The organism is Novosphingobium sp. TK46, assembly GCF_055361525.1.
Map to the genome: position 1 here is coordinate 3,775,289 of NZ_CM143963.1, position 15,536 is coordinate 3,790,824.

The window sequence follows — 15,536 nt, forward strand, 5'->3', positions numbered from 1 at the left end:
TCGGTCACTTGATTTTTGCGCGCATCCGCTTGGCCCGCTGAGCTGGATCAGGGTGCGTTCTCAGCAGCCCGATGCCGCCGCCGCCGCCCAATGCCGCCAGTTTATCCATTGCAGCGGGGCATGCCTGTTGCGGGTAACCCTTAGCGGTCATGAAGGTCAGCGCATAATCGTCGGACGCGGTTTCGGCTCCCTGTGAGTACTGAGCGCTGACCACGTTCTGGATCAGCCCTCCAAGCTCGGAACTGGCGATGCTGCGCACTCCGCCAGATGAGCAGGGAGCGAGCCGCGGTTGGTCTTGCGCGACTTATCGCCGCGAGCAGTCTGTGAGACTACATCGCGGACCGCGCGCGCTTGCCCCAGTGCCGTGTCAACATCCTCCAGTCCAAGCTGGAGCTGGTCGGGATCGAGTTGCTCGGAACGGGTGCCGAAACGATGGCGCATGAAGGCATCGATGATCGCCTGGAGCCGCTCGATCTCGGCGTCGGCCTCGCCTTTGGCCAAGGCCAGTTCAGCCAGTCGAGCATCCTTGGAAGCGCGTGCTTCGGCAAGCATTCGGGACTGATCGAGGACCAGCGCGCGGAGCGCGTCAATGTCCTCGGGCAGATCCGCTTCGGTAGCGGCATAGAGATCGCGCACGCCGTGCTCGCGTACGGCATCGAGATCGTCAGCCACCTTGGTCATGGCGTGCGCCTGATGCGCGAGCACCGGTAGCCTTGGCCTTCATCGCCAGCACGTCGCGAGCGGCGCGGCCGTAGCGTTCGACGGCTGTATCAAGCTGATCGCGTGCCGCAGGCGTCCCCAGGCTGCTGGCATCCAGCTTGAGCCCGGCAAAAGGATCGGCGCGCTGCCGTTCAAGCTTCGGCTTTGCGATGCCACTTGCCGGGGTCCAAGCTCGGGTGCTTGCCTGGCAGGGCCCTGGTCAGCGCGGGCTTTCGGCGGCGCTGGTACACCCGCTCTCCTGGGCACGCCGATCTCGATCAGCGGCTTGCCGCCGATCATGCCGCGCGCGGATGAGCGAACCGAGCGCGAACAGTTGTTCCGTGTTGGTGCCGTCGCCACCCGGCCCGCCGAGTTTCTTCGGCGAGGAGAGTTGCAGATCAAGCTTGCCGTCCTCCGTTCGGGCGCGGCCGTCGCGCCGCATCAGGGCACCAAGTAACGCCAAGACAGGGAGCTAGAGCACGAAGATTGAGGTGGGGCACATGATGCCGGCTTCAGGATTTACCCCGTCCTGCATCAGAATTTCGAATGGTAGCTTGATTCGACCTTGAAGTCGGGATCGGACAGGCAGGATCACGGCTAATCTCAGTTGGCACGTTAGACCAGAGGAGGAAACACTGAACGTTGGCATTCGATAAGAATGCCATTCACCACGTCGCAGGTGAACGGCAGAAATATCCCAATCCTAACCTTTTGTCATCGTGGACCAGCAAGATGAATGAGAGTCCGCTATCGAGATATCTGAGAAAGCCTCGGAATGTCGCATTTGCGGGCGACAGGCGCCCTTCCCTGCCCGTTCTCTTCGCTTACTCACCTCCGCCACAGCAGCTTGCTTCACCAATTCCGGACATGCCAGTCGGGCCCCACCTTCGGCCACTCAGCGATTGAAGTCAGGTTTCCGAAAGCGTTGGGGTGGACGCCCCCTGACGGCCTTGATGTGCCATAGTGGAGGTGTTGAAACACCACTGTTGGAGGCGTCCATGGATGAGGTTAGCATAGTCGGCATCGACTTGGCCAAGTCGGTTTTTCAGGTTCACGGCTCAAGACCGAATGGATCTGTTGTGTTTCGCAAGAAGCTGCGCCGAGACCAGGTCCTGCCCTTCTTCGCGTCCTTGCCGCAATGCATTGTTGCGATGGAGGCATGTGCAAGCGCTCATTATTGGGCGCGTGAGATCGGAGGCTTGGGTCATGACACACGGCTCATCCCACCGGCGTACGTGAAGCCGTTTGTGAAACGCCAGAAGAACGACATGGCTGATGCGGAAGCGATCTGTGAGGCAGCTCAGCGCCCAACGATGCGGTTCGTGCAAGGCAAGAGCGCGCAGGCCCAGGCTTCAGCGGTAGTCTTTCGTACCCGTGATCTGCTCGTTCGCCAGCGCACGCAGCTGATAAACGCCTTGCGCGGGCATCTTACCAAGTTCGGCTACATCGTGCGCCAAGGCGTGGGCCACGTTAGCAAGCTGGTCGAACTGGTCCGAGATCCTGCATCCGACATCCCGGATGAAGCACGGCCGGTGCTCGTGATCATGGCGGACAGCTTTCAGGCGCTGCAATCGCAGATCGCTCTTCTCGATCGTGAGATCGCCACTCGCGCAAAGGTTGATCCCGTCGCCAAGCGGCTGATGACTATTCCAGGTGTTGGCCCTGTGGTGGCAACGGCGTTGGTTGCGCTTGCGCCGGCTGCTAACACCTTCAAGCGGGGGCGTGACTTTGCAGCCTTGCTCGGGCTCGTCCCAAGGCAGCACTCCAGCGGCGGCAAGGAGCGGCTCGGGCGCACCACGAAAATGGGCGAGCGCAGCTTGAGACGGCTGCTGATCCTGGGCGCAAGCTCAGCGACCAAGGTCGCTGCACGTAACCCCGATAAAGCTAGCGCATGGCTGGCCGGCATGTTGACGCGCAAGCCGCGCATGCTCGTCACCGTCGCACTCGCCAACAAGATGGCTAGGATCGTCTGGGCGCTGATGGCGCATGGCGGGTCCTACAGAGCTCCGGCCGCGGCAGTGTAACCCGCCAAGGCTTGAGGCGTCAGGGACGCAAGGAAGGTCAGTAGGGAGGTATGGCGCAACGGTCAGAAGACGGGGTCGGGAAAACCAGAGAGTGGCCAAGCGCTTCGAGCGCGCGAAAGCGTCATGGACCCGATCCGCGATCTCCATACAGGCCTGCAGCCGTGATGATGGCTGCATCAATCAGGCCGGACACACGGAAGCACCTGAACCTGCGCGAACAAAACTCTTCAACACCCCCTTGTATCCGGCGGGGCGTCCACACACGGCCACTCGTTCATCCCGAAAATCGGTCTTTTTCAAACTTATCAGTGGGGATCTTGCGTCGGTACGGCGCATTAGCTGCCGTCGTCCACGAGCGTCGTAAAACGACTTTTTAGTCGGTCATGCCACACGCGCCGACTTACCTGAGCCGCGCTCACCGCCAGAACCCTGTCGCGCAGCTCGATGGCTTCGAGTTCGAGTAAGCGGGTTGCCTTCCACTTCTGTACGAACAATGTATGCTCCGAACTTGCATCATCAGTCGTTGGCTCGGAAAAACGCCGCCTGGAGAATGCTGTGTTTATATCGAAGATCAGCTTGATATAAGCACTGCCAGCCAAGGCGAAGATCGCCTCATGCGTTTCTAGCTCCAGCGTTCTTATCGTATCAAATGTTGCATCGGGCTTTATTTCGCTAACCTGCATGCGCAATTTGGCGAGTACCGGCTTGATCTCGTCAGGCTTCCGTGCTGCCGCCTTCCTTACAGCCTCGACCCAAAGTGCCGAGGCTAGCGCGGTGATATCGCTGGCTTCCATCGGCAACGTCTCGAGGTAGGCGCTCACGGCCGTCTCGATAGTGCCAGCATCAGGACGTGTACCGAAGTACCCTCCGTTGATACCGCGCCTGACCCGCAGCAAACCCTCGCGCTCGAGCAAACGCGCCACTTGCCTAACGGTGCTGCGCGAACAGCCCAGTTTCTCTACGAGCGCGTCCTCGCTACCGATTAGCGCACCATCCTCAGCGTCCAAAACGATGGTGCGCAGCCGCTCTGCGGCAACTTCGAGGAGTGTTCGGCTGCGGGTGCGATTGTCCATGCTAAACCTCAAGCAACTATGTCGGCGCGCGTCCAGCCCGCAGTGAATGCCGCGAGCCTTCTAGCTATCGCTGTCTGCCGGACACATTGCGGCACTTAGCGCGAAAGCCTGACCAATGAAGTCGTCAAACTTGCGCTGCCAGATGCGCTCACGCGATTGGGTATCACAAGCCGATCTGTGTGCCGGAAGGCAGAGCGTCCATCTACGATGCCAATGGCAACTCCCCGGTACCTGGCAGGAGCCGCTCACAGCAGGCCTCGTGGATGTAGTTATCGAGCGTTGCAATTATTCTGCATCACGCTGCACTCTAACTGTGCGGCCAAAGCTACATGATCGATTTGCGGGAGGCTAAGCCCCGTCTGGCTATCGAAAGCCAACCGATGGCGCGTCGGAATCCTCGGGATTGCTGTCATGGTGGTGCATGCTGTCCGGCCAGTCGAAAGAACCATCTTGACTGGCCGGAGAACCACCTGTTTTTAAAACTTCTTACTTACGCCTAGCTGGATCACACGTCCGATCGAGAAGGCCGTGCCGAGCGAAGTGTCGTACCCCGGCGTGCTGGCGCTCCGGAACTGCGGCGTATCGCGGTCGAGAATGTTCTGGACGTTGGCCGAGAAGGAGATGTCCTTCAGGATCTTGGCGTCAGACTTGACGTCATAGCTCAGGTAAAGGTTGAAGCTGTCGAACGAACTGACGCGGTCCTGGCCAAATTCGGGCGTCCCGCGCTTGTAGCCGGCAGTGTGGTTCCAAGTGACTTGTCCCCGAAAACCGCCCAGTGTGGTACCAACGGTACCCTGAATGCGGAACCGTGGCGTGTTAATGGCCAAGTCATTCGATATCAGCGACGTAGGCGTGGTACGCGTCTTCTGGCTGATCCGGTAGTTACCCGAAACCGTGGCATCAAACGAGCCGAATGGCGCGTCGAGCACATAGTTGGCAGCGAAGTCGAGGCCATCCAGCTTGGTTCTACCGAGGTTGCGCGAACGAGTGTCCAGCGTTACGAGCACCGGAGAAGTGGTTCCGCCACTGGTGATCAACGCCTGAGCCGTCGAGTTAGGATTAGCGACCGTGAAGTTGAAGTTCGCTGGATTGAACTGGGTAATGTACGCAGCCAGCTGCTGACCGGTTGGACGTACGCTGTAAAGCTGCGGGAAGTTTGCGTAGTAATCGGTGAGGTCAGCACCTGTGACCGGACGGCCGATCGTACCGCTCAGGTCGATATTGTAGTAGCTCGCGCTCAAGGTCAGGCCATTGACGAAGGGCGGCTCGATCTCGGCGCCGATGGACCAGTTTGTCGCTTTCTGTGGCGCAATATCAGGCGAAGTTCCGGAAACGAACAAGCCAATTTCGCCGGGTCCGGCGGTCACGCCGGCGGGGGTACGCAGGAACGCTGCGGGCACGGTTGCAACGGCCGATGCAAGAACGCCAAGGTTGTCCACCGGGGTTGGTGCGTTGAAGGACTTGCCCCAGGTGCCGCGCAGCGTGAACCAGTCGACCGGCTTGGCCGTGATGCCGAACTTGGGATTGAAGGTGTCGCCGAAGTCGTTGTACTTGTCGTAACGCGCCGAGGCCGAGAGCGACAATGCGGTCAGGAAGGAAGCCGAGTTGTCGCTGCTGACCAATGGGATCTGCAATTCTCCGAAGACCGAGTCCACCTTTTGCGAATACTTGGTGGGGTTCTGAAGGAGGTAGGTCGTCGCGTTGGTGGTACGGCGCTTGAAGTTATCTTCCATGTGCTCGTAGCCGACTGCGGCGCGGATCGCTCCGCCTGGCAGGTTGAACAAGGGACCATCAGCAATTGCGCGATAGTCGTACAGTTCGTTGATGCCGATACCACGGTCATACCGCAGCAAAGTCGCAGCCACGGCGGGACTGGTAGCGCCAACATCGAACGGGTTGAGCGTGCCGGCATTCAAAGCTGCGGCTTGTGCCGAGGCGCTGATCTGGGCGTTGCGATAGGACGTGTCTGCTCGGCCGTAGCTGAACAGAGCACGGACCTGCCAATCCGAGCCGAGCTCGACGGACAACTCTGGAGCCACGCTCCAGGTCTCGAGATCGGTGCGCTGCGTCGTCGAGCCGATGCCGTAAAGCGGCGTGTAGTCGAAAGTCACCGTTTCAGGCTGACCAGCCTGTGTGCCGACCGGGCTGCGATAGTTGGTGCTGCGAATGCAGCCAGCTACCACCAGGGTGGTTGGGCACAGCCGAGCCGTGCCGGCAGCGCCGGTAGCAAGCCCGCCGGTGCCAAGCGAAGCGCCGGTCGCACGGATCGCGCGATTGGCGTAGAGCGCCGTCATGTTGAAGTGGACGGTGTCGGACAGGTCCTGCGTCAGGCGCGCGTAGACGTTGTGCAGCGTGCTCTCGGGATAGATCGCAGCGGCATCCGAGAAATCGCAAGTCACCGGTCCGCCAGGTGCGATCCCCGCGCCCGAAGTCACGTAGGACGTTGTTCCCACAGTAACGTTCGGGTTGGCGCAATTACGGCCAGTAGGAACTCCGGTATCCCAATTGATCTGCTCTACCCAGTCGCGGTCGCGGCCGTAGATGCTGTCGTGATGCGAGTAGCCGTAGGCAACGTAGAGCCCGCCGGTGCCCCAGTCCTTGCCCGCAATTGCGCTGGCGTCGAAGGACTTGAAGTCATCGCCAAAACCGTAGCGTGCCGTGGTTTGCAGGCCATCGAAGCGGTCACGGGTGATGAAGTTCAGGACGCCGCCGATCGCGTCCGAACCATAGACTGCCGAACCGCCATCGGTGAGCGCCTCGACCCGGCCGATCACGCCCGGTGCCAGGATATCGGGATCGACAGCTATCTGTTGGATGCCGGCTCCGACGACGCGGTGCCCGTCGAACAGCACGAGAGTCTGAGCGCCGCCGCTGGTGTTCGCGCCTGGCAGGTTGCGCAGATTGGGGCGGTTGATCGGGTTGCTAGCGTTCGCGCCGGCCTGGGGCGAAACGCCAGCCGGCAAGGCGTTGAAGGCGTTGCCGACCTGTGGGATCGTGCTGAGAATCTGAGCGGTGCTGACCGCGCCGCTGGCGGCGATCTGCTGTTCGGTAACGCCGATGACGTTGTTACCCGCCGGCGCAATGCCGCGGATCAGGGTTCCGGTGACGACGATGGGCTCGCTGGTGGCCTGGTCGCCCGCAACGTCACTCTCGGCCGTCTGGTTGGGTGTAAGAACCGGCGGCGTTCCGTCATTGTCGCTGGCCGATTGCGCTTGTGCAAAGGCCGCCCCTGGAATCAACGCGATGGCTGCCGCACTCATGGTCCAACGCCAGGTCGAACGCTCTTTAATCAAACGCATTTCAGTCTCCCCTTCTTCGTTTATCCGTCCGCTACCCATTCATGATGGGCGGTCGCGTCGGCTGTTCGTTGGCGGAGCAGAGTGCATCCTGGCAGATTTGCCCGGCTACGTGCTCTCACGACTTGATCTATTAAGTGATCTTTATGGCCGAGTCTAGGCCATATGAGGCATAGTAATGCCTAAAGCGGGACCTTTATGGCGCTTTGGCGTTACTGGTGCAAGCCGGCACTACTTGACCACCTCGATGCGAGTGCGATCGAGGTTCTGCAGATGCGCATAAGGGGATCCACGAGCACTCTCGCGCTGCGTCGTAGCGCGCAGCACAGCGAAGTAGGTGCCGGGCGCATCAAAGGCGTGATCAATCGAGACTGAAATTGCGCTTTGGCCCGGACGCACCTGAGAGTGCTTCGTGAACTGGCCGCTTCCGTCAAAGTCCCAGTCGGCTGCAACGACTTTGCCACCACCTGGAGGCGTTTCGATCCGACCGTTCAAGCGAACCGGCATACCTGCCCTCACTTTGACGCGTCGTCCCGCGCCTGCAGACAATGTGACGACCGGCTGCAGGCCTTTGCGAGATGAAGCCTTGTCCGCGACGCGTACTTGCCCATCGTCGATGGTGTAGGCGGTCGTGGCAGGAGGTGGCGTGCCCTGCTCCACCCAAGTCACAAGATCGCGCAGCGCTTGCTGCAAGACACCCAGATAGCTGACTGTGTGAGTAGGGTCTTCCTGCTTCGTCATATCCCCATGGAGCGCATGGTCGACGTACCACAGGCGGAAGTGCTGGTCGGCCTGCGCGCCGAAACGAGCTTGGACGCGCTTGCGATACCAGTCGCCCTGCCAGGGGAACGCCTCGCGATCCCACAAGGATTCCAGCAGTATCATCTTGCCGTCGAAATTGGCGTCGAGCAGCGAGCCGGCGGTCGCCTTGGTGAAGATCGGGCCCAAGAGCATCGGTCGTTGCGGATAGAGCGGCTTGCCGTCCCTACCGCGAAACTGATCCCACTCAGGAAACTCTGTGCCGGGCGGCACCTGGTGGCGATGGTAGGTCTGTGCGGCGAGGAAATTGGAATTGTCGGCACGCACTTCATCGCCCACCGCGAACTGCGCGGCCAGTGCCTGATCCGCCACGCCGAGGATGACCACGTCACCGGCGACCCGGTTGAGCGTCAGCCGCTTGCCGATCGCCTTCCCGGACTGGGCGAACAGGTCGCCGCCGAGGAACTGCATGGCCGGCGGCGCGGCGGCCAAGCGATATGCGACGACGCGATCCCCACCGGAACCCTGCAACGCACCGAAGGCATTATCGACACCACCGTTTACGGTACCGTTGACCACGCTAGTGTTGAGACCCAGCGCCGCCGCCTCCTTGGCGTGGATCACTTTCGTGATCCGCGAAACGTGCTGCATGCGCTGGCCGGCAAAGCTCTCGGGATGATCGAAGCCAAGGTAACCGGGCTTGGTCCAGAAGTCTGTGAAGTAAGTCGGATCGGCCTGCAGCATGCCGCCATACAGAGCCGCGAAACCATGGATGCCCATGGTGCGCCAACCGAACCACGACTGGATCGGGAAGCCCATGCGGGTCACTTCGTGCAAGGCGGCCGCCTGCTCGTCGGTCAGCCCGGCATACGGATCACCGCTACCGCCGGGCTCGACCGCATCGACGATCTGCGGGAACTTATCGCGCAGGATCCGCATGGCGTGCATGCGAACCGTAAAGCCGTTCGGAATCGCCATGAACGAGCCCAGCACGTAGGGGACCGCGCCGTCCCAGACGCCGCGGGTGTTCTCGAACGATCCGATCGTACGATAGGCGCCGCCGCTGCCACCGAAGGCATAGCCGTAAGGGCGCTTGCCACCGTACATCGCCAAGGCAACCGCGCGCGAGTAGGTCGCTGCCGCGGCGTTGGCGCGAAAGGCGCCGATCGTCGGGTCGGCGCTGCCATAGCCCGAGACACTGGCCCCGCCGCCGTTGGTCTCGATGAAGTAGCCGCCACTGGCGATTGCAAAGCCGATTTTGTTCTCCTCGCCGAGCGGGAGGTGCTGCGCCAGGTACTCGTTGTCCGGCGATGGCGTAAGGTGCTGGAAGAAGCGTCCCTGGTAGATCTCCTTTGGCGGCAGATAGAATGAGAACCGTGTATCTGTTCCGCGAAAGCCGCCGTGCACATAGCGGTGGCGGACGGGTGTATCGCGCCATTCGTCGACATCGATGTAGGGCTGCGTGAACAGCGGGTCTTGAGCGGATGCTTGGGATGGGGCGGACGCACCGACCGGGGCGGCGCTTGCCAGCACGAAGGTCGTAACAAGTGAAAGGCCAAGCACACTGGTCAAGATGGATGCGGTGCGCAGCATCGTCCGGTTCTTCGCCATCATTCGCATCTCCCCATGGCCGCTCTCCGGCGGATAATGTTGCCTTATTGAGCGCGCTCTATCCGGATGCAAGCAAAGGTTTCGCGTCAGTCTACTAATGCCAGAGACCATTCTTCATTATGGCAGATGCAGCAAAACGTGATTGACCGAGTGGAGGGCTTTGCGCTCCGTCAGCATCGGCAGTGGCCTATTGAGTAACCTTTTAACTAGACCGTCGTGGATCTGCGATCTACCAAGCAGGCAACAAGATCAATAAGAGGGTGGAGAGTGTGACCGGCACAAGAGCCAGCAGCAAAGCGGAGTGGGCGGCGCATTGGCCATTGGTGCTGGCGGCGTGCCTGGGCTTTTCGTTCGTCTCCTTCCTGACGCCGGCGGCAGGCGTCTTCATGGGCCCGTTGGAGCGCGAGTTCGGTTGGGATCGGACACAGTTGTCGGCAGGCCTGGCGCTCAGCGCCGGCATCGCCATCCTCCTTTCGCCCTTCGTCGGCGCTGCCATTGACCGCTGGGGCGTGCGGCGCCTGGCTCTACCCGGGCTCGCTTTGAACGCCATCGCCGTTGCCGCCTTTTCGACAGCCTCTGGATCGTTTGGGCAGTGGATCGCGCTATGGCTGGTGTGGGGCATGCTGGCGCTGTTCATCCAGTCGACCTTGTGGTCGACCGCCGTCGCCTCGGTGTTCAAGGCAAGCCGTGGACTTGCCCTCGGCGTCACGATGTCGGGCACCGCGCTCGCACAGATCCTGGCGCCGCCGCTCTGCAATGCCCTGATCGCATCGCAGGGCTGGCGCATGACGTTCGTCATCGTCGGATTGGGTTGGGGCGGCGTCGCCTTTGTGGCCTCTCTGTTGTTCCTGCGCTCGGCCAATCCGCGCAAGACTAACGGCGATACGACATCGCCGTCGACCAAGGAGATGCTGCCCGGGCTGACCATTCGCCGGGCTTGGCGCGACCCGTCATTGTGGAAGATTGCCATCTCCACCTTCCTGGTCCTCACCGCGACGATCGCGGTTGTCGTCCACCAGTTCCCCATTCTGATCGACGCCGGGATCAGCCGCGAGCGCGCCGCATGGCTCGTCAGCCTGTCGGGCGTGGCCGGGGTGGCGGGCAAGCTGGTGACGGGCAGCCTGGTCGACCGCTTCCACGTCCGCTGGGTCGGTGGTCTGACGCTGGCCTCCACCGCGATCGCCTGGCCGCTGTTCCTGGAACCTTATGCCTCGACCGGCCTCGTCATCGTCGGCATCGTCATCAGCGGCTATGCGGCGGGCACCAAGATGCAGCTGTGCAGCTATCTCACCGCGCGCTACGCCGGGATGCGCAACTACGGCACGATCTTCGGCTTCATGACCAGCATGATCTCGCTAGCCTCGATGATCGGACCGTTGGCCGCAGGCGCCGCCTATGACGCGACCGGCAGCTACAGCCATCTCCTGCTCGTCGGCGTCGCGATCTCGCTCGTCAGCGGCGCGATCGTGTTCAGCCTCGGCGCGTACCCGGATTGGGACGACGCACCGGTCGGGACCCCCGCATGATCTCGCTGCGCGGCCCCGTACTGCGCCCCCACCTGCCCCTCGTTATCGTCATCGGCGCTGGCGGCCTCGGCACCGCAATCGCGCGCCGCGTGGCCCAGGCCCATCGAGTCCTGCTCGCCGACATCGACAGGCAAGTCGCCGAAGCCTGGCCAACACTTCGAAACCGAAGCTGCGCCCACTGCTTGCCTTGATCAACTCGGCAGCGGCTTGGCGATCTATCCCGAGATCCTCGGCCGCCATCAGTGCAGCTTGCGCCAGACCCATATTTGCCGCCATCAAGGCGTTATTGATCAGCTTGGCCCGCTGGCCTGACCCGAACGGTCCAAGGCGCACGAGCTTGCCTGCAAACGTCTCGAACATGGGCCGCGCCTGCTCAAAAGCGGGCAATCTCTCCGCCGCACATGACCGTGAGCGTTCCGGCTGCTGCTTCCTGCCCGCCACCACTAACTGGCGCATCAACGAATGCGATCCCAGACTCGGCGCAGCGCCGTGCCAACACCTCACAATGATCAGGAAGAATGGTGGCGTGTATTGCGAGCAGTGATCCTGGCCGCATGGCGGGGATCAAGCCCTCGCAGACTTGATCGACGCCAGGCAAACCCCGACGTGATCTGCTTTATATCCAAGCATTTCAATGGATGGCTCCGCTATAGCTCCTCGGACGACGAAAGGCTCGGTGACGCTGGCACGCCTGGCCCAAACTGAAAGAGGATAGCCGCCTGCAAGCATGCGTTCGGCCATCGGCCCGCCTTGGCTTCCGAGACCGATAAACGCGGTGCGTGGCAAGCGGTCTCGCATCACGCGTCCCACGGCAAACCTCCTTCATAATTCTTGATCATTGCCAGGACGGCTCCCTGGATAACAGATGCTTTTGGCCAGCCCCCATGCACCGCGTATTGAAGCACAAACTCCTGCAGCTCATCCGGAGTGCAGTCGCCGCTCGCCATCGCCGCGTAGAAGTGCGTCTTGATCGGCGTTGTCGCGCAGCTCTCGGATACGCCGACCAGCGTGATCCAGCGACGCGAACGCTGGTCTAACGCGGTGCGCTTCCACATCTCGCCGAAGACGAAGTTGTCGATACCAGCGTCAAAGTATGGCGTGATCGGCGTCGGACCGGGAAAGCCCATAACACGGCCGAACTCGGCGATGCCTTCGCGAGTGCGGACCTCGGGATCCCAGCTCTCCGCGCGAATGGGTGCGAACGCGGATGGCGCGATGCCTGAGTTGTCGACGAAGCGCGAGATGGCGCGATCCAGCTCAACGCCGCGCGACCAACCGGTGTAGACCGCCAGGTGGAGTGCCGCTTCGCGCAGTTCTTCCTGGGTCAGCAATCCACTCTCGATCGCGCCGCGCACATAATCGTCGATTAGATCCACAGCGCCGCCGCTGCTCGCCGCGCTCGCTATGGCGATGAGATAGCGCGCTCGGCGTTCCAGACCGGGCCGGGCCCAAATCTCTGCGAAGATGAAGTCGCGCCAGCTGGCATCGATCGGTGTTTGCGGGGTGCGCGACCCTCGGGCGATCACGCCGAGTGCCGTGTCGCTTCCTTGGGCGCTTCGGTCCTTAGGGTCGAGCAAGGTCATCGCGATCAATCCTCAATTGACTCGATGACGTCCTGACTAATGCCGGGTTTGCCGGTATCACCGCGAACGAACTCGGCGTGCTTCTTGGCGATAAACGCGTCGGGGTCGGCGGCGCGTTCCTTCAGGGTAGGCCAAGCTTCTTGGTGTGTCGGGATAATGATGCGGTCCTGCTCCATCGCATCGGACAGCACGCGCGCGGTGTCCTGCTGGCTCATCACCTGCATATGACTGCCAGGCGCGCGCATCACATAGCCCTTGGAGAAGTGCTTCATCGCGTCGGGGGAGGTGGTCATCACCGGACCCGGGCACAGGCAGCTCACCTTGATCCCGAACTGCATGAGGTAGAGCGCCAGGTTCTCCGACATCGACACGACCGCCGCCTTGGAAGCGGCATAGTGCACGCGGCTGGCGGCAAAGGGATAGAGCCCTGCAAAGCTGGCGGTGTTGACGATATGGCCGCTGCCGCGCTCCATCATCCGCGGCACGACGACGTTGTTCGCGCGCACCATGCCGAACAGGTTGACCTCGAACATGCGCTGCCACTCGGACACGGGCAGGTCCTCAGGGTTGCCGCCTGCCAGCAGACCTGCGTTGTTCATGTGGATATCGAGCGGGCCAAGCGCGGCTTCCGCGGTATCGATCGTCGCCAGCACCGAAGCGTCGTCGGTGACGTCGCAGCGTAGCCCGATCGCCTCGGCACCGGCCGCACGCAGAATGGCGGCGGTTTCCTCAGCGCCATCGCCGCTGATGTCGGCGACGGCAACTCGTGCGCCGCGACGGGCCCACTCCTGCGCGATACGACGGCCGATGTTCTGTCCGGCGCCGATAATCAGTGCCGTCTTGCCTGAGAATGTCGTCATGGCCTTGTCCTCTCGCTCACGCGCGTGTTCGCGCTCAATGTACGCCCATGGTGTCGAGTAGTTCGGATGCGGCGGCGATGCCGGCGCGCAGCTCCGTCTCGTCGGTATCCGCGGTGTAGTCGGCGGGAACGACCTCGAGATCGAAGACGCCCTCGTATCCGGCAGTCAGCACGTCACCCATCATCCGCTCGAGCGGCAGGTCGCCGCGCCCGATGTGCGAGCGGCCGCCCGGTCCCGAGACGGCGATGTCGCCGATCTGCACCAATGCGATGTGCGGCATGGCGCGCTTGAGCGTCTGCGGCAGGCCGCGTTCCATCCAGTTGTTGCTGAAGTCCGAGACGATCCCGAGCCCGGTCTGCTCGGCGATGTCGACGGCGTCTGCCAGGCGCGTGCAGAACGAGGCGCTGGTGCGCAGGCTTGGCTCGAACGCGGCGATCACGCCCTTGGCGCGGCCATGTTCGACGGTAGGCGCGACTGCTTCGGCGAACAGTGCCACATCCTCGTCCCAGTCGCAGCGCACGGTGCGGCCGCTGGTGAAGTAGATCGAGTGACCGTTATGCGCCGCCACCAGGTCGATCATCGACCGCTGCAGGGCGCGCGTCTCGTCCCAGGTGGAGCGATCGGCGAGCTGGAACCCACCGGTGATCAGGGTGCTGATGCGGATGCCGGCAGCGTCGAGGTCGGCCAGATGGCGATCGGCATCGTCGGCGATCTTGTTCATCAGCAGCCCGGCATGCCGAGCACCCAGGTCCTTCCACAAGGCGAGTTCGCGATCGAACGACCAGCGGAAGGTGCACATCGCATCGATCGAGAGGCGCGGATTGATCACTTGGCGCTCTCCGCCAGCGCGGTCTCGAGGCGCCGGATCTCGCTTTCGAGCCAGCGCACTTCGCTGAAGTTCTCGCGTCCGGCGTTCTCCAAGATCGCCCGCTGTGCGCCGAGTTGAATGTCCAGCGCCTCGCGGTGCCCGCCGGCATCGGCGGAGATGGCCTCGGCCAGGTGCAGCGCGTGGAGCGGCTTGCCCTCGTCCAGCAGTTGCTTTGCGCGCGCCACGACCGGTTCGGATCCGCCGGCCAGCGTGATCAGCTCAGGGTACACCGCCTGGGGCGGCACTGCGTAGAGCTCAGTCGAGGACTCGTACCGGAACCAGCCGAGGTGCTCTTCCCAGATGGCGCGCACGATCCACGGCACCTTGCCATGGCCCTGTGGGATCGCGAGCTCTGACGGCAGCTTGATGGTCTCCATCAGCTCCCACAGGCTCTGGCCGCGGTTCATGCCCTCGAACACACGGTCCCGCAGGTACTGCGTCGCATCGCGCATCCCGGTGAGCTGCGTGCGGATGGTTTCGGCACCACGCACCGGTTCACCGTGGCCGGTGATCAGGACTTCGGGCGCAAGGTCCAGCACGCGCTGCACGCTGTCGATGTACCACTGGACATAGCGGTAGCGCTCGCCGCGCACGGTGTAGAGGTTTGGCACGTGGCCAAAGATCGGGCCGGTCATGTTGCCGGTGAACACGATCCGGTCCTGCGGCAGCCAGACCACCAGCGAGTCCACCGTCTCCCCGCCCTTGACCGAGTAGAGTTCGAACTGCCGGCCGCCGACTTCGAAGGCATGGCTGTCGTGGAACATGGTAGTGAGCACCGGCTCGGGCCGCTCGGTCAGTTCCCGCTTCTGGTCGCGCGCCCACAACTGGCGCGAGCGGCGGGCCATCGCCTCGCCGAGATCACGGTACTGCGTGCGCACGAACGGCAGGTTGGCCTGCCCGATCGTCTCGACACCGGGCGCGTTGAATGTGGGCCAGCCGCCGATGTGATCCTCGTGGCTTTGCGTGAAGACGATCTTGCGCAAGGGGCCGGCGCTCACCGCATTGAAGCGCCGCTTGTTCTCGGCCGCGCTATAGATGATGCCGGTGTTGATCAGCACGTCACCGTCGTCGGTGGTGACGAGATAGAGGTTCGAGACGTCGCGCGACATGAAGATGCCTGCACCAAGATCGACCGCATCCTGCCGGCCGACTCCGTCGTTAATGATCTGGGCGTTGAGTGGCTGACCGGCGTCGCGTGTGCTCGTGTTCATGCTGTGCTCTCCCAAGCGTGCCTTGT

At 62.4% G+C, this 15,536-nt stretch carries 14 protein-coding genes and 1 pseudogene; 3 read left to right on the forward strand and 12 right to left on the reverse strand.

Annotated elements, in window-relative coordinates; translation table 11 throughout:
* Nucleotides 1-4 precede the first annotated feature (4 nt).
* A complete protein-coding gene (locus ACXJ1Z_RS17980) occupies nucleotides 5-259 on the reverse strand; it encodes a M48 family metalloprotease (RefSeq protein WP_463778555.1) in 255 nt (84 codons plus the stop codon).
* The gene (locus ACXJ1Z_RS17985) at nucleotides 223-441 is read right to left on the reverse strand and encodes a transposase domain-containing protein (RefSeq protein WP_463781292.1); all 219 of its coding nucleotides are present in this window, start codon (nucleotides 439-441) and stop codon (nucleotides 223-225) included. The genes ACXJ1Z_RS17980 and ACXJ1Z_RS17985 overlap by 37 nt, the downstream gene beginning before the upstream one ends.
* Between ACXJ1Z_RS17985 and ACXJ1Z_RS17990 the strand changes: the two genes are divergently transcribed.
* Entirely contained in the window at nucleotides 352-711 is a 360-nt protein-coding gene (locus ACXJ1Z_RS17990; protein ID WP_463781294.1) for a hypothetical protein, read from the forward strand. The genes ACXJ1Z_RS17985 and ACXJ1Z_RS17990 overlap by 90 nt on opposite strands.
* Nucleotides 712-919: 208 nt before the next feature.
* On the opposite strand, the gene ACXJ1Z_RS17995 is transcribed toward ACXJ1Z_RS17990, so the two are convergent.
* On the reverse strand, nucleotides 920-1,141 hold the full coding sequence (locus ACXJ1Z_RS17995; protein ID WP_463778557.1) for an OsmC family protein: 222 nt from the start codon (nucleotides 1,139-1,141) through the stop codon (nucleotides 920-922).
* A 556-nt stretch (nucleotides 1,142-1,697) separates the two neighbouring features.
* Here ACXJ1Z_RS17995 and ACXJ1Z_RS18000 point away from each other — a divergent pair.
* On the forward strand, nucleotides 1,698-2,723 hold the full coding sequence (locus tag ACXJ1Z_RS18000) for an IS110 family RNA-guided transposase (protein WP_463778559.1): 1,026 nt from the start codon (nucleotides 1,698-1,700) through the stop codon (nucleotides 2,721-2,723).
* Nucleotides 2,724-3,058: 335 nt separating this feature from the next.
* Here ACXJ1Z_RS18000 and ACXJ1Z_RS18005 read toward each other — a convergent pair whose 3' ends face one another.
* The 3 genes from ACXJ1Z_RS18005 to ACXJ1Z_RS18015 form a co-directional block, all read right to left on the reverse strand.
* Complete coding sequence (locus tag ACXJ1Z_RS18005) at nucleotides 3,059-3,796, reverse strand: FadR/GntR family transcriptional regulator (RefSeq protein ID WP_463778560.1); 738 nt, start codon at nucleotides 3,794-3,796, stop codon at nucleotides 3,059-3,061.
* A gap of 476 nt (nucleotides 3,797-4,272) precedes the next feature.
* Nucleotides 4,273-7,095 carry a TonB-dependent receptor domain-containing protein gene (locus tag ACXJ1Z_RS18010; protein ID WP_463778562.1) on the reverse strand — a complete coding sequence of 941 codons (2,823 nt, stop codon included), beginning with the start codon at nucleotides 7,093-7,095 and terminating at the stop codon, nucleotides 4,273-4,275.
* Between the two features lie 228 nt (nucleotides 7,096-7,323).
* Complete coding sequence (locus ACXJ1Z_RS18015; protein ID WP_463778563.1) at nucleotides 7,324-9,465, reverse strand: hypothetical protein; 2,142 nt, start codon at nucleotides 9,463-9,465, stop codon at nucleotides 7,324-7,326.
* Between the two features lie 266 nt (nucleotides 9,466-9,731).
* Here ACXJ1Z_RS18015 and ACXJ1Z_RS18020 point away from each other — a divergent pair, with 266 nt between their 5' ends.
* Nucleotides 9,732-10,988, forward strand: coding sequence for an MFS transporter (locus tag ACXJ1Z_RS18020; RefSeq protein WP_463778565.1), 1,257 nt, complete (start codon nucleotides 9,732-9,734; stop codon nucleotides 10,986-10,988).
* A gap of 48 nt (nucleotides 10,989-11,036) precedes the next feature.
* Here the strand turns inward: ACXJ1Z_RS18020 and ACXJ1Z_RS18025 are convergent, their stop codons facing one another.
* The 6 genes and pseudogenes from ACXJ1Z_RS18025 to ACXJ1Z_RS18050 all read right to left on the reverse strand — a co-directional run bounded on the left by ACXJ1Z_RS18025 (nucleotide 11,037) and on the right by ACXJ1Z_RS18050 (nucleotide 15,525).
* Nucleotides 11,037-11,444 (reverse strand): NAD-binding protein, encoded by a 408-nt coding sequence (locus ACXJ1Z_RS18025; RefSeq protein ID WP_463778566.1) that lies wholly within the window; start codon nucleotides 11,442-11,444, stop codon nucleotides 11,037-11,039.
* Nucleotides 11,362-11,786 (reverse strand): annotated as a pseudogene (locus ACXJ1Z_RS18030) (NAD(P)-dependent oxidoreductase). The gene ACXJ1Z_RS18025 and the pseudogene ACXJ1Z_RS18030 overlap by 83 nt, the downstream one beginning before the upstream one ends.
* Complete coding sequence (locus ACXJ1Z_RS18035) at nucleotides 11,786-12,571, reverse strand: carboxymuconolactone decarboxylase family protein (RefSeq protein WP_463778568.1); 786 nt, start codon at nucleotides 12,569-12,571, stop codon at nucleotides 11,786-11,788. Before ACXJ1Z_RS18035 ends, ACXJ1Z_RS18030 begins: the two are co-directional and overlap by 1 nt.
* A gap of 5 nt (nucleotides 12,572-12,576) precedes the next feature.
* Nucleotides 12,577-13,431: an SDR family NAD(P)-dependent oxidoreductase gene (locus ACXJ1Z_RS18040; protein WP_463778569.1), complete on the reverse strand. Its 855-nt coding sequence runs from the start codon at nucleotides 13,429-13,431 to the stop codon at nucleotides 12,577-12,579.
* A 34-nt stretch (nucleotides 13,432-13,465) separates the two neighbouring features.
* Entirely contained in the window at nucleotides 13,466-14,260 is a 795-nt protein-coding gene (locus tag ACXJ1Z_RS18045; protein ID WP_463778571.1) for a sugar phosphate isomerase/epimerase family protein, read from the reverse strand.
* Nucleotides 14,257-15,525: an alkyl sulfatase dimerization domain-containing protein gene (locus ACXJ1Z_RS18050; RefSeq protein ID WP_463778573.1), complete on the reverse strand. Its 1,269-nt coding sequence runs from the start codon at nucleotides 15,523-15,525 to the stop codon at nucleotides 14,257-14,259. The genes ACXJ1Z_RS18045 and ACXJ1Z_RS18050 overlap by 4 nt, the downstream gene beginning before the upstream one ends.
* Nucleotides 15,526-15,536: the final 11 nt, after the last annotated feature.

Coding starts and splice junctions, on each gene's coding strand:
- ACXJ1Z_RS17985 (WP_463781292.1), bottom strand. CDS start 441: ATGCGCCATCGTTTCGGCACCCGTTCCGAGCAACTCGATCCCGACCAG.
- ACXJ1Z_RS17995 (WP_463778557.1), bottom strand. CDS start 1,141: ATGCGGCGCGACGGCCGCGCCCGAACGGAGGACGGCAAGCTTGATCTG.
- ACXJ1Z_RS18000 (WP_463778559.1), top strand. CDS start 1,698: ATGGATGAGGTTAGCATAGTCGGCATCGACTTGGCCAAGTCGGTTTTT.
- ACXJ1Z_RS18005 (WP_463778560.1), bottom strand. CDS start 3,796: ATGGACAATCGCACCCGCAGCCGAACACTCCTCGAAGTTGCCGCAGAG.
- ACXJ1Z_RS18010 (WP_463778562.1), bottom strand. CDS start 7,095: ATGCGTTTGATTAAAGAGCGTTCGACCTGGCGTTGGACCATGAGTGCG.
- ACXJ1Z_RS18015 (WP_463778563.1), bottom strand. CDS start 9,465: ATGATGGCGAAGAACCGGACGATGCTGCGCACCGCATCCATCTTGACC.
- ACXJ1Z_RS18025 (WP_463778566.1), bottom strand. CDS start 11,444: ATGCGCCAGTTAGTGGTGGCGGGCAGGAAGCAGCAGCCGGAACGCTCA.
- ACXJ1Z_RS18035 (WP_463778568.1), bottom strand. CDS start 12,571: ATGACCTTGCTCGACCCTAAGGACCGAAGCGCCCAAGGAAGCGACACG.
- ACXJ1Z_RS18040 (WP_463778569.1), bottom strand. CDS start 13,431: ATGACGACATTCTCAGGCAAGACGGCACTGATTATCGGCGCCGGACAG.